At 55.0% G+C, this 13,049-nt stretch carries 16 protein-coding genes; 10 read left to right on the top strand and 6 right to left on the bottom strand.

Annotation, left to right across the window (positions count from 1 at the left end):
- Nucleotides 1–12: 12 nt before the first annotated feature.
- Nucleotides 13–276: a GrxA family glutaredoxin gene (locus RCF31_RS06405; protein ID WP_013508468.1), complete on the bottom strand. Its 264-nt coding sequence runs from the start codon at nt 274–276 to the stop codon at nt 13–15.
- 196 nt (nt 277–472) lie between these two features.
- Between RCF31_RS06405 and RCF31_RS06400 the strand changes: the two genes are divergently transcribed.
- The 10 genes from RCF31_RS06400 to rlmC all read left to right on the top strand — a co-directional run bounded on the left by RCF31_RS06400 (nt 473) and on the right by rlmC (nt 9,219).
- Nucleotides 473–724 (top strand): DUF1418 family protein, encoded by a 252-nt coding sequence (locus RCF31_RS06400; protein WP_299446449.1) that lies wholly within the window; start codon nt 473–475, stop codon nt 722–724.
- Nucleotides 725–736: 12 nt separating this feature from the next.
- Entirely contained in the window at nt 737–1,459 is a 723-nt protein-coding gene (gene nfsA / locus RCF31_RS06395) for an oxygen-insensitive NADPH nitroreductase (RefSeq protein WP_299446446.1), read from the top strand.
- A gap of 17 nt (nt 1,460–1,476) precedes the next feature.
- Nucleotides 1,477–2,379, top strand: coding sequence for a 30S ribosomal protein S6--L-glutamate ligase (gene rimK / locus RCF31_RS06390; RefSeq protein WP_209904568.1), 903 nt, complete (start codon nt 1,477–1,479; stop codon nt 2,377–2,379).
- Between the two features lie 87 nt (nt 2,380–2,466).
- Complete coding sequence (locus RCF31_RS06385; protein ID WP_084873670.1) at nt 2,467–2,946, top strand: YbjN domain-containing protein; 480 nt, start codon at nt 2,467–2,469, stop codon at nt 2,944–2,946.
- 371 nt (nt 2,947–3,317) lie between these two features.
- Entirely contained in the window at nt 3,318–4,427 is a 1,110-nt protein-coding gene (gene potF, locus RCF31_RS06380) for a spermidine/putrescine ABC transporter substrate-binding protein PotF (RefSeq protein WP_208714480.1), read from the top strand.
- Nucleotides 4,428–4,541: 114 nt separating this feature from the next.
- Nucleotides 4,542–5,675 carry a putrescine ABC transporter ATP-binding subunit PotG gene (gene potG / locus RCF31_RS06375; RefSeq protein WP_299446438.1) on the top strand — a complete coding sequence of 378 codons (1,134 nt, stop codon included), beginning with the start codon at nt 4,542–4,544 and terminating at the stop codon, nt 5,673–5,675.
- 9 nt (nt 5,676–5,684) lie between these two features.
- A complete protein-coding gene (gene potH, locus RCF31_RS06370) occupies nt 5,685–6,647 on the top strand; it encodes a putrescine ABC transporter permease PotH (protein WP_084873673.1) in 963 nt (320 codons plus the stop codon).
- Complete coding sequence (gene potI, locus RCF31_RS06365; protein WP_084873674.1) at nt 6,644–7,489, top strand: putrescine ABC transporter permease PotI; 846 nt, start codon at nt 6,644–6,646, stop codon at nt 7,487–7,489. The genes potH and potI overlap by 4 nt, the downstream gene beginning before the upstream one ends.
- Before the next feature lie 65 nt (nt 7,490–7,554).
- Entirely contained in the window at nt 7,555–8,016 is a 462-nt protein-coding gene (locus RCF31_RS06360; protein WP_084873675.1) for a YbjO family protein, read from the top strand.
- Nucleotides 8,017–8,064: 48 nt separating this feature from the next.
- On the top strand, nt 8,065–9,219 hold the full coding sequence (rlmC, locus tag RCF31_RS06355; RefSeq protein ID WP_416412864.1) for a 23S rRNA (uracil(747)-C(5))-methyltransferase RlmC: 1,155 nt from the start codon (nt 8,065–8,067) through the stop codon (nt 9,217–9,219).
- Nucleotides 9,220–9,271: 52 nt separating this feature from the next.
- Here the strand turns inward: rlmC and artJ (RCF31_RS06350) are convergent, their stop codons facing one another.
- The 5 genes from artJ (RCF31_RS06350) to artP all read right to left on the bottom strand — a co-directional run bounded on the left by artJ (RCF31_RS06350) (nt 9,272) and on the right by artP (nt 12,992).
- Nucleotides 9,272–10,003, bottom strand: coding sequence for an arginine ABC transporter substrate-binding protein (artJ, locus tag RCF31_RS06350; RefSeq protein WP_084873677.1), 732 nt, complete (start codon nt 10,001–10,003; stop codon nt 9,272–9,274).
- Nucleotides 10,004–10,126: 123 nt separating this feature from the next.
- Nucleotides 10,127–10,795 carry an arginine ABC transporter permease ArtM gene (artM, locus tag RCF31_RS06345; RefSeq protein WP_416412863.1) on the bottom strand — a complete coding sequence of 223 codons (669 nt, stop codon included), beginning with the start codon at nt 10,793–10,795 and terminating at the stop codon, nt 10,127–10,129.
- A 1-nt stretch (nt 10,796) separates the two neighbouring features.
- The gene (artQ, locus tag RCF31_RS06340) at nt 10,797–11,510 is read right to left on the bottom strand and encodes an arginine ABC transporter permease ArtQ (RefSeq protein WP_084873679.1); all 714 of its coding nucleotides are present in this window, start codon (nt 11,508–11,510) and stop codon (nt 10,797–10,799) included.
- 6 nt (nt 11,511–11,516) lie between these two features.
- Complete coding sequence (gene artJ, locus RCF31_RS06335; protein WP_299446419.1) at nt 11,517–12,248, bottom strand: arginine ABC transporter substrate-binding protein; 732 nt, start codon at nt 12,246–12,248, stop codon at nt 11,517–11,519.
- A gap of 15 nt (nt 12,249–12,263) precedes the next feature.
- A complete protein-coding gene (gene artP / locus RCF31_RS06330) occupies nt 12,264–12,992 on the bottom strand; it encodes an arginine ABC transporter ATP-binding protein ArtP (RefSeq protein WP_416412862.1) in 729 nt (242 codons plus the stop codon).
- Nucleotides 12,993–13,049: the final 57 nt, after the last annotated feature.

The raw sequence follows: 13,049 nt of genomic DNA, 5'->3' as shown, positions 1-13,049 counted from the left end.
GCGGCCCATGTTTTATACGGCGAAATCCAGATTCTCTTTGGTCCAGGCGGCAAAATCGGTGTAACCGCCGATATGCTGCTGGTCGAGGAAAATCTGCGGTACGGTAGTCACCGGTTTACCCGCGCGGGCTTCCAGATCGGCTTTGGTAATGCCTTCCACCTGAATATCAACGTATTGATAATTAAAATCGTCACGCTCGGTGGTCAGTTTGGCGGCCAGTTCCTGGGCGCGCACGCAGTAAGGGCAGCCGGGACGACCAAAAATCACTGCAAACATTGCTTCTCTCCTTTCCGCTGCTGTTTTGTGATGGATATCACATTACAGCGTGAATAATGCCACACATGATGCCCGTGCATGCCCGCTAAAGAAAGAAGGAATTACCTGTTGCTTTAATGCGCGCCATCTATGCAAGCCAGCCCGGGTTCGCTATAACAGACGGCTTAACGGATTGAACAGGGGGGAACGTCATCGCATGAATAACCTGGCCAGATTACCAAAACCGGTATTACTGCTGGAGGCAGTGGGCGTTATTGCCGTGATTGGCGCGTTGTTGCTGATTAATGGCTGGATCGACGCACCTGCGGCGATCAGCGCCAAACGGCTGGCGACGGTGCTGTTTTTTACCGGCATTGTGATGATGTTGCCTGCTGCCTGGCTGATGATGTGGCGAACGGCCAAAGCGATGGCCCCACAGTTGTTCAATCAACACGACAAAAAGAAGTAACCGGAGAGGATTATGACGCCGACCATTGATTTACTGTGCAGCCACCGTTCCATTCGCGCGTTTACCGAACAGGGCATTGATGAGGCGCAGCGCAACGCCATTATTGCTGCGGCTCAGGCGGCATCCACCTCCAGCTTTTTGCAATGCTCCTCTATTATTCGTATCACCGACCGGGAAAAACGTGAGCAACTGGTTAAACTGACCGGCGGCCAACCGTGGGTCGGCGAGGCGGCTGAGTTCTGGGTGTTCTGCGCGGACTTTAATCGACATCTGCAAATCTGTCCGGATGCGCAACTTGGGCGCGCGGAGCAACTGTTGCTGGGCTGCGTGGACACGGCGTTAATGGCGCAGAATGCCATGATCGCGGCGGAGTCACTCGGTCTCGGTGGGGTATTTATTGGCGGTATTCGTAACAATATCGCCGACGTTACCACGCTGCTTGGCCTGCCGAAATTTGTGCTGCCGCTGTTTGGCTTCTGTATCGGACATCCTGCGGCGCAGCCGGATGTGAAACCGCGTATTCCACAGGCGATGCTGGTGCATGAGAACCGTTATCAGCCGGTCGATGCCGCAGTGCTGGCGGAATATGATAGCCGCACCAGCATCTATTATCAGCAACGTGATACCAATCAGCGCGCGGAAACCTGGAGCGAACTGATTCAACGGCTGATCATTAAAGAAACGCGCCCGTTTATGCTGGACTACCTGCATCAGCAGGGCTGGGCAACCCGTTAAGCACAAGGAACTCTGCGATGAAAATGGCCATTCTCTCCCGTGATGGGCAGCTCTACTCGTGTAAACGCCTGCGTGAAGCAGCGGAAGCGCGTGGCCATCAGGTGCAGATTATTGATCCGCTCTCCTGTTATATGAACATCAACCCGGCATCTCCGGCGATACATTATCGTGGTGAACCGCTGGGGCACTTTGATGCGGTGATCCCGCGTATTGGATCCGCCATTACGTTTTACGGTACCGCGGTGCTGCGCCAGTTCGAACTGTGTGGCAGCTATCCGCTGAATGAATCGGTGGCGATCACCCGCGCGCGCGACAAACTGCGTTCCCTGCAACTGCTGGCGCGGGAAGGGATCGATATGCCGGTCACTGGCTTTGCTTCATCCCCGGATGACACCGATGACCTGATTGCCATGGTGGGCGGAGCGCCGCTGGTGGTGAAACTGGTGGAAGGCACGCAGGGCATTGGTGTGGTGCTGGCGGAAACGCGTCAGGCGGCGGAGAGTGTGATCGACGCGTTTCGCGGTCTCAATGCACATATTCTGGTGCAGGAGTTTATCAAGGAAGCGCAGGGACGCGATGTTCGTTGCCTGGTGATTGGCGGTGAGGTTGTGGCGGCGATTGAGCGCCATGCGAAGGAGGGGGATTTTCGTTCCAACCTGCATCGCGGCGGCAAGGCGCACCCGGTAACCATCACCGATCAGGAGCGCGAAATCGCGGTGAAAGCGGCCAGTACGCTCGGGCTGGAGGTGGCGGGGGTCGATATCCTGCGTGCCGGACGCGGACCACTGGTGATGGAGGTCAATGCTTCCCCTGGCCTTGAAGGCATCGAGTGCACAACCGGGTTGAATATCGCCTCCATGATGATTGACTGGATAGAACAGCACGCACTGCCTGGCTTTAAGCTTAAAACTGGCGGCTGAGGCGCGCTTTTCAGCGTTTTTCATGGCATCGCTTGCATTTTTTCCGTAAGCTAAGGCGCTTATTTCTTCACCCCACGGGACATGACGATGGATTCACTGGTCGTTCCTGACATCGACGTGCTGCGTCGCTGGCTGGATCAACAAAATATCACCTGGTTCGAATGCGATGCCTGCCAGGCTTTGCATCTGCCGCATATGCAGAATTTTGACGGGGTGTTTGATGCAAAAATCGACCTTGTGGATGGCGTGATCCTGTTTTCCGCGCTGGCTGAAGTCAAGCCGACGGCTTTGATTCCGCTGGTGGGGGACTTATCGCAAATCAACGCCAGTTCCCTGACAGTAAAGGCCTTTATCGACATTCAGGATGACAATTTGCCGAAGCTGATTGTCTGTCAGTCCCTCAGTACCAGCGCAGGGTTAACCTTTGGTCAGTTCTCGTATTTTATGAAGCAAAGCGAGGAACAGGTTTCCATGGTGATTATGGAAGCGTTCGCCAATAATTTGCTGATGATGGGCGAGGAAGAGGATCGGCAACCCAGCTCGGTTGGCCGCGCCATGCTGCATTGATTTTTCCGCTTTCTTAACTGCCGCTTTTTGCGGCAGTTTTCATTTTGTCCCCACCACTTTTTATTCTGCATTTTGCCCTTTATTGCCAGATATTTCTCGTGCTTTATGCCGTCTTTGCCGAACCCCATAGCAGAAACATGCAATACTTATCGCTAAAAGGCGTTTTTTACGCTGGGATCTGGTGCAGGTGAAGCGGGGCGGCTATTCTTGCGGGGCTGCTTGAGACGTGCAACCTCAGCGCAGGTATAGGTTTTTACTATTAAACTCCCGCTGAATATTGATTCATTGTGTGTCTGTGTATTAACAGAAAACACAACGACCGGATCGCGTGTATGCAGCGTTGTGATGACCCGCTCAGGAGGAAGGAAAACATGTTCAACCAACGTAAAAAATGGTTGTCAGGTGTGGTTGCTGGTGTGCTGATGACAGCTTCAGCTGGTACGCTGGCCGCAGATAAAACGCTGCACGTTTATAACTGGTCTGATTATATCTCGGCGGATACGGTCCCGAATTTCGAGAAAGAGACGGGTATTAAAGTCGTTTACGACGTGTTTGATTCCAACGAAGTGCTGGAAGGCAAACTGATGGCAGGCAGCACCGGTTATGACGTGGTGGTGCCATCTTCCAGCTTCCTCGCGCGTCAGCTGCAATCTGGTGTGTTCCAGGAACTGGATAAGAGCAAGCTGCCGAACTACAAAAACCTCGATCCGGCGCTGATGGCCAAAGTGGCACAGCACGATCCAGGCAACAAGTTCGCCATCCCTTATCTGTGGGGTACCACTGGCATCGGCTATAACGTCGATAAAGTGAAAGCGATCCTCGGCAAAGATGCGCCAGTGGATAGCTGGGATCTGGTGCTGAAACCAGAAAACCTGGAAAAACTGAAAAGCTGTGGTGTTTCCTTCCTCGATGCGCCGGAAGAGATTTTTGCCACCGTGCTGAACTATCTCGGCAAAGATCCGAACAGCTCTGATCCGAAAGATTATTCCGGCGCTGCCACCGATCTGCTGCTGAAATTGCGTCCGAGCATTCGATATTTCCACTCTTCGCAGTACATCAATGACCTCGCTAACGGCAACATCTGTGTGGCGATCGGCTGGTCTGGTGACATCCTGCAAGCGAAAGATCGTGCGGCACAGGCGAAAAACGGTGTGAACCTGGCGTACAGCGTACCGAAGCAGGGCGCTCTGGCGTTCTTCGACATGATGGCGATTCCGAAAGATGCGAAAAATCTCGACGAAGCCTATCAGTGGCTGAACTACATCATGGATCCGAAAGTGATCGCCGACATCTCTAACAAGATGAACTATGCCAACGGCAACAAGGCGTCACTGCCGCTGATCAATGCAGATGTACGTAACAACCCGGGCATCTTCCCGCCTGCGGATATTATGTCCAAGCTGTTTGTACTGAAAGTCCAGGATCCGAAGCTGGATCGTGTACGCACCCGTGCGTGGACTAAAGTTAAAAGTGGTAAGTAATTCGTTCTGAACGGATTCACTTGTATTAGGACGACAACAGAGGCGCGGTGATGGCCTCTGTTGTGCCATTTTTAGCGGCTGAGGTTAAGGCCGTTAAGCGTTGGAGATATGTTAGTGAGCGACGCGATTCCCCGCCCCCAAAATAAAAATGCAAAGGCGTTAACGCCATTGCTGGAAATCCGCAATCTGACCAAGTCCTTTGACGGCCAGCACGCCGTGGATGATGTCAGTCTGACCATTTACAAAGGTGAGATTTTTGCTCTGCTGGGCCCTTCGGGCTGCGGCAAATCGACGCTGCTGCGTATGCTGGCGGGCTTCGAGGTGCCGAGTAGCGGTCAAATTGTGCTGGATGGGCAGGATCTCTCCCATGTGCCGCCGTATCAGCGGCCAATCAATATGATGTTCCAGTCTTATGCCCTGTTCCCGCACATGACGGTGGAGCAGAACATCGCGTTTGGCCTGAAGCAGGACAAACTGCCAAAAGACGAAATCACCAGCCGCGTAGCGGAAATGCTGGCGCTGGTGCATATGCAGGAATTTGCCAAACGTAAGCCGCATCAGCTTTCTGGCGGCCAGCGTCAGCGTGTGGCGCTGGCACGTAGCCTGGCAAAACGTCCGAAGCTGCTGCTGCTGGATGAACCGATGGGTGCGCTGGATAAAAAGCTGCGCGACCGTATGCAACTGGAAGTGGTGGATATCCTCGAACGCGTCGGTGTGACCTGCGTGATGGTGACCCACGACCAGGAAGAAGCGATGACCATGGCGGGCCGTATCGCGATTATGAATCGCGGAAAATTCGCGCAGATTGGCGAGCCGGAGGAGATCTACGAGCATCCGACCAATCGCTTCAGCGCGGAGTTTATCGGTTCGGTGAATGTGTTTGAGGGGCTGCTGCGTGAGCGGCGTGAAGACGGTCTGGTGCTTGACTGCCCTGGCCTGGTCCATCCGCTGAAAGTGCAGACCGATGTCTCCATCGTCGATAACGTTCCGGTCCACGTTGCGCTGCGTCCGGAAAAAGTGATGCTGTGTGAAGACGTGCCTGCCGACGGCTGCAACTTTGCCGTGGGCGAAGTGGTGCATATCGCTTATCTCGGTGATCTGTCGATTTATCACGTGCGTCTGAAGAGTGGCCAGATGATCAGTGCGCAGTTGCAAAATGCCCATCGCTACCGCAAAGGCGCGCCAACCTGGGGCGACGAAGTGCGTTTGTGTTGGGATGCTGACAGCTGTGTGGTTCTGACGGTTTAAGGAGGCGGAATGAGCCAGATTTCTCAACCCGGCACCCCGGAAGCCGAACAGCCGGGCACGCCGCTGCAACGTTGGGCCACGCGCATCAAGATGCAGCATGGTCGCAAGCTGGTGATCGCACTGCCTTATGTGTGGCTGGTGCTGTTCTTTTTGCTGCCGTTCCTGATTGTGCTGAAAATCAGTTTCGCCGATATTGCGCGTGCGATCCCGCCATACACCGATTTGATCACCTGGGCTGACGATCAGCTCAATCTGGTGCTCAATCTGGGGAATTATCTGCAACTGACGGACGATCCGTTATATGCCGATGCGTATCTGCAATCGCTGAAAGTGGCGGCCATTTCCACCATCATCTGTCTGATGATTGGCTATCCGCTCGCCTGGGCGGTGGCACACAGCAAGCCGTCAATGCGTTCCATTTTGCTGCTGCTGGTGATCCTGCCGTCATGGACTTCGTTCCTGGTACGCGTGTATGCCTGGATGGGGCTGCTGAACAATAACGGCATCCTGAACCGTTTCCTGATGTGGCTGGGGGTCATCGATCATCCCCTGGTGATTCTCTACACCAACACTGCGGTGTATATCGGTATCGTTTACTGTTATCTGCCATTTATGGTGCTGCCAATCTATACCGCGCTGACGCGTATCGATTACTCGCTGGTTGAAGCCTCGCTTGATCTCGGCGCGCGTCCGCTGAAGACCTTCTTCAGCGTCATTGTGCCGCTGACCAAAGGCGGGATTATTGCCGGTTCGATGCTGGTGTTTATCCCGGCAGTAGGGGAGTACGTGATCCCGGAACTGCTGGGTGGCCCGGATAGCATCATGATTGGTCGTATTCTGTGGCAGGAATTCTTTAACAACCGCGATTGGCCGGTGGCTTCAGCGCTGGCGGTGATCATTCTGTTGATCCTGATCCTGCCGATTGTCTGGTTCCACAAACATCAAAACCGTGAGCTGGGAGAGAAGGAATGAATCAGTTACCTGCAATCCGCTCTCCGTGGCGCACCGCGATCCTGGTGCTGGGTTTTATGTTCCTGTATGCGCCGATGTTACTGCTGGTGGCCTACTCGTTTAACAGCTCACAGCTGGTAACGGTGTGGGAAGGCTTCTCGTTCCACTGGTATCACGTGTTGTTCCAGGATGACGCGATGATCGATGCGGTGGTGCTTAGTCTGACCATCGCGGCGTTGTCTGCGACCATGGCAGTGGTGCTGGGTACCATTGCGGCGGTGATTATCGTGCGTTTTGGTCGCTTCCGGGGCCATAACGGTTTTGCGTTTATGCTCACCGCCCCGCTGGTCATGCCCGATGTGATCACCGGTTTGTCGCTGCTGCTGCTGTTTGTGGCAATGGGGAATACCCTCGGCTGGCCGAGCGATCGTGGCATGCTGACCATTTGGCTGGCGCACGTGACCTTCTGTACTGCTTATGTGGCGGTGGTGATCAACTCACGTCTGCGTGAACTGGATCGCTCCATCGAAGAAGCGGCGATGGACCTCGGGGCTACGCCACTCAAGGTGTTTTTTGTCATCACCGTGCCGATGATCGCACCCGCGATTATTACCGGCTGGCTGCTGGCGTTTACCCTGTCGCTGGATGACCTGGTGATTGCCAGCTTTGTCACCGGGCCAGGGGCAACGACGCTGCCGATGGCAATTTTTGCCACCGTGCGTCGTGGGGTGAACCCGGAGATCAACGCCCTGGCGTCGCTGATTTTGTTTGTGGTCGGGCTGGTGGGCTTTATTGCCTGGCGCTTTATGGCACACGAAGAAAAACAACGTTTGCGTGATATTCAGAAAGCAAGACGTGGCTGAAATCCATAACATTTGCCAATATAAGAAAAGCTGGCGATGCCAGCTTTTCTTTTGGAGTCTGGTCGATGTCGGAAACCCTGAAGCATGTCCCCGTTTTAACCCCAGCGCCGGTCACGGTGGCAGGGATCGCCATTATCGCCACCCGCTGCATCAGCGTGCTGATGCTCGCCAATGAGCTGGGTTATGACGAGCTGGTCAACTTTGTGCACCGCAGTGCCCAGGCCTGGGATTCCACCCTCATCTTCGTCGCCAGCCAACTGATTTTCTTATTTGAGCTGCGTTGCGCCTTTACCCTGATGCGTGGCAGTAACCGGGGCCGCTGGGGCTATGTCGCCACCCAGGTTGTGGTGCTGGGCTATATGCTGCTGGCGTCGATGGGGTGGATATACCCGGAAATCTTCAGCATCCACGGTGAGAGCAATGCCCAGATCATCCATCATACGCTGCTTCAGAAGCTGCCGGATGCGATGGTGCTGCTGTTGTTGTTTGTCCCGGCCAGCAGCCGCGCTTTTTTCCGTCGCCGGTGATACAATCGGCCCCCGTTTTTTCTCCCGATTCTGAATACAGGCTCCACAATGCATTGCGCGCTTTATGATGCCGGTCGCTGCCGTTCCTGCCAGTGGCTGGAAAAACCCTACCCACAACAGCTGAACGAGAAACAATCGCTGCTGGAACAACTGCTGGCGCAACAGGCGGTGAGCGAGTGGTGTCCGCCGGTGACCTCGCCCGAGCAGGGGTTTCGTAATAAAGCCAAAATGGTAGTCAGTGGCAGCGTGGAGCGTCCGGTATTGGGTATGCTGTCGCGCGAGGGCGATGCTGTCGACCTCTGTGCCTGCCCGCTGTATCCCGCCAGCTTTGCCCCGGTGTTTGCGGTGCTGAAACCCTTTATCGCCCGTGCCGGTTTAACGCCGTACAACGTGGCGCGCAAGCGTGGTGAACTGAAGTTTCTGCTGCTTACCGAAAGCACCCAGGGCGGCATGATGCTGCGTTTTGTACTGCGTTCCAGCGCCAAGCTGGAACAGTTGCGCGCGGCGCTGCCGTGGCTGCAACAGCAGCTGCCGCAGCTGACGGTGATTTCTGCCAATATCCAGCCGGTGCATATGGCGATTCTGGAAGGTGATGAAGAAATTGCGCTGACGCCCGACCAGGCATTAGCGGAAAGCTTCAACAACGTGCCGTTGTTTATTCGTCCGCAAAGTTTCTTCCAGACTAACCCCCAGGTGGCTGCCGCGCTGTACGCCACGGCGCGCGACTGGGTGGCGCAGCTGGATGTGCACAGCATGTGGGATCTGTTTTGTGGTGTCGGTGGGTTTGGCCTGCACTGCGCCACCCCGGAGATGCAGCTCACCGGTATTGAAATCAGCGCCGAAGCCATTGCCTGTGCGCGTCAGTCGGCACAGCAGCTGGGGTTGGATAAGGTCAGTTTTGCCGCGCTGGATTCCACGCAGTTCGCCACTGGGCGCGATCAGGTGCCGCAGCTGGTGCTGGTGAATCCGCCACGTCGCGGGATTGGTGCGGAGTTATGTGATTATCTGAGCCAGATGGCACCGGATTACATCCTCTACTCCAGCTGCAATCCACAGAGTATGGCGCAGGATATTGCGCGTCTCAGCGACTACGATGTCAGCCGGGTGCAGTTGTTCGATATGTTCCCGCATACCGCCCATTTTGAAGTACTGACGCTACTGACTAAACGCGGCCAGGGTAGGGCGACGCAGCGTTCATCCTGAACTGAGGACAGTGCAGAACCTGTCAGGCTTCGCACTGCGCCGACCCATTATTTTATTCCGGGAACCACTTCTGATTGATTTGCTGGTACGTGCCATTGGCTTTGATCGCCACCAGCGCGCTGTTCAGCTGATCGCGTAATTCGGTGTTGCCTTTACGTACCGCAATCCCCAACCCGGTGCCGAAATAGCGGGCGTCGGTGACATGCGCGCCGACCGGTGCCAGATCGGCATTGGTCTTCAGCCATTGGTTGACCACTGCGGTATCACCAAACACGCCATCCAGGCGACCGTTTTTCAGGTCGAGAATCGCGTTCTGGTAGCTGTCATAGGCCACCGCGACCACTTCCGGATGCTGTTCCAGCAGGTACTTCTGGTGCGTGGTGCCGTTTTCCATGCCAATGCGTTTGCCCTTCAGCTGGGCAAAATCACTGAACTGGCCTTTGCGGGCGATCACCACTGCCGAATTGGCGTAATAAGCCTGGGTGAAATCCACCTGCTTGCTGCGATCGTCGGTGATATCCATACCCGAGATGATGGCGTCATAGCGGCGGAATTTCAGCGATGGGATCAGGCTGTCAAAAGCGTTGTTGGTGAAGGTGCATTCGGCTTTCAGCTGCTGGCATAACGCTTTCGCCAGGTCGATATCAAAACCGACGATTTGATTTTCACGATCCAGAGATTCAAACGGAGGGTAAGTCGCAGAGGAAGCGAAGCGGATTTTTTCCGCTGCCGAGGCATTCATTGCCAGAGTTGCCAGTGCCGCAGCAACGATCCATTTTTTCATTTTGAGACTCCTGTAAATCACTAACGCTCTGAGGGCGAACGCGTGACAAGATGCCATCGAATGAATCTTTATGCAACATTATTGGATAAATAATTAAAAAAGGCGGGATAACCCGCCTGGATATTAATTTCTGCGTTCAAATGCCAGCGCGCGACGTTCAATCAGACGCATCATCAGCGTCAGCAGGCCGTTGACGCACAGGTAAACCAGCCCGGCAGCGGCAAACACCGTGACATCATAAGTACGGCCATACAGCAGCTGACCGTGGCCCATCACTTCCATCAGGGTGATGGTGTAGGCCAGCGAGGTACTTTTGAACACCAGCACCACCTCATTGGAGTACGAGGACAATGCGCGTTTAAATGCATAAGGCAGCAGAATGCGCAGCGTATCTTTGCGATTCATCCCCAGCGCCGCGCAGGACTGCCACTGGCCGGAGGGAATGGCTCGCACCGCGCCAAAGAACAGCTGGGTGGTATATGCCGCGCTGTTGAGCGACAGTGCCAGCATGGCGCACAGCCAGGGCTGGGACAGCAGATGCCATAACCACGGCACGTGCTGGATGCTGGGAAACTGCCCGGGTCCGTAGTAGATCAGAAAGATCTGCACCAGCAGCGGCGTACCGGTAAATATCGTGATGTACACTTTCACGATGGTGTTCAGCACCGGGACTTTCAGCGCCAGCACCACGGTGAACAGCAGCGACAGCACCAGCGCGGCAATCAGCGAGGCGAGGGTGAGCGTCAGGCTGGTGTGCAGCCCTTTCAGCAGCTCAGGTAAATATTGCAGCATATCAGGCCCCCCGCTCAAAACGCGTGGTGCGCAATTCAATACGGCGCAATACCGCCTGACTGAACAGCGTAATAATCAGATAGATAGCAGCCGCCGCCAGATACCAGGTAAAGGGTTCTTGGGTACGGGTCGCGATACTTTTGGTTTGCAGCATCAGATCGTTAACGCTAATCAGCGACACCAGCGCGGTATCTTTCAGCAGCACCAGCCACTGGTTACCAAGACCTGGCAAGGCGTGACGCCACATTTGCGGCATGATCAGACGGAAGAAAATCGCCGATTTTTTCATCCCCAGCGCCTGGCCGGATTCCCACTGTCCAACGGGCACCGCTTTCAGCGCGCCGCGCAGAGTTTGTGATGCATAAGCGGAATAGAGCATCGCCAGCGCAATCACCCCGCACAAAAACGGGCTGACATCGAAATTCTCAATCTGTACCTGCACCGGGATGCTGAACAGGCCGAGATTGATATGGAAGCCATCCGACAGCGTCAGCAACAGCTGCGATGCGCCAAAATAGATAAACAGCACCACGAGGATTTCCGGCAGGCCACGGATCAGCGTGACCAGCGCGGTGCCGACCCAGGCGAGCGGTTGCCAGCGCACCGATTCCCAGCCAGCAAAAATCATCGCCAGCGCAAGGCCGGCGATCAGGGCACAAACGGCAAGGCCGACGGTCATACCGGCGGCGCTTGCGAGTGGAATTATTTCATTCATCAGGAATTACTGCTGAAACCATTTGTTGTAGATGGTTTTGTAGGTGCCGTCGGCTTTCACTTTATCCAGTGCAGTGTTGAATTTTTCCTGCAGCTCGGTGTTGCCCATGCGCACCGCAATACCCAGACCGGTGCCGAAGTAGGCTTTGTCGGTCACTTTGTCACCCAGCGCGGCCAGGTTCGGGTTCTGCTTCAGCCATTCGTTCACCACAGCGGTGTCACCAAACACCGCATCGATACGGCCATTTTTCAGGTCGAGGATGGCGTTTTGATAGCTGTCATACGGCACCACGGTGATATCGCTATGTTTGTCAGACAGGTATTTCTGGTGGGTCGTCCCGTTCTGTACGCCAACACGTTTGCCTTTCAGCGCTGCCACATCCGCCAGTTTGCCTTTCTGCGCGATGAAGATCGCGGAGTTGTCGTAGTAAGGCTTAGTGAACAGGACCTGTTTTTCACGTTCCGGTGTGATGTCCATGCCGGCCATCACCGCATCAAAACGACGGAATTTCAGGCTCGGGATCAGACTGTCAAAGGCCTGATTGGTGAAGGTACAGGTTGCATCAATCTCTTTACACAACGCATTCGCCAGGTCTACATCGAAGCCCTGAATTTTGTTGTCCGAATCGACAAACTCAAACGGCGGGTAAGAAGCCTCAGTAGCAAAACGCAGGGTCTGCGCAGCGGAAGCGCTCAGACTCAGACCGGCAAGCAGTGCAGCAAGTACGACTTTTTTCATTAGAGACATCCTGACTTAGTGCGAAAGATAGTTGGCAAACGCTTCGGTTTGCGGCTGTGTAAAGTGGCTGGCGTCGCCCTGTTCCACAATGTGGCCGTTTTCCATGTACACCACACGGCTGGCGGTTTTACGCGCGACTTCCACTTCATGGGTGACGATCACCTGGGTAATCTGCGTCTGCGCCAGCTCATGAATAATGCTGACGATTTGCGCGGTAATTTCCGGGTCGAGCGCCGCAGTCGGTTCATCAAACAACAAGACCTGCGGTTCCATCATCAGGGCGCGGGCAATCGCCACGCGTTGCTGCTGGCCGCCGGAAAGGTGCAGCGGGAAACGGTCGGCATAGGGCGTCAGACGAAGACGATCCAGCAGTTTGTCTGCCCGGGCGCGGGCCTGATCTTTGCTTAAACCCAGCACGCGGCAGGGCGCTTCCATCAGGTTCTGCAACACCGTCAGATGCGGCCACAGGTTGTATTGCTGGAACACCATGCCAACGTTCTGCCGCAATTCGCGGATCGCACTGTCTGACGGAGTTTTACTGAAGTCAAAATGATTACCGGCGATCTGCAAACTGCCGGAACGTGGTTGTTCCAGCAGATTGAGCACGCGCAGGAGTGAACTCTTACCCGCGCCGCTCGGACCGAGCAACACCAGCGTTTCCCCCTGCGGGCAGGCCAGGTTGATATCGAACAGCGCCTGGTGGGCACCGTAAAAACAGTTAATGCCGGTTAGTTGAATACTCATGCGCAATAAATGAATAGCAATTGATGCCGCGAATCTTAACGTCACCAGAATAGTTAT

The organism is Pantoea sp. App145 (assembly GCF_047947045.1).
Classification (GTDB): domain Bacteria; phylum Pseudomonadota; class Gammaproteobacteria; order Enterobacterales; family Enterobacteriaceae; genus Pantoea.
The sequence above is the reverse complement of the archived record's forward strand: the minus strand, read 5'-3'. Positions and strand labels throughout refer to the sequence as shown.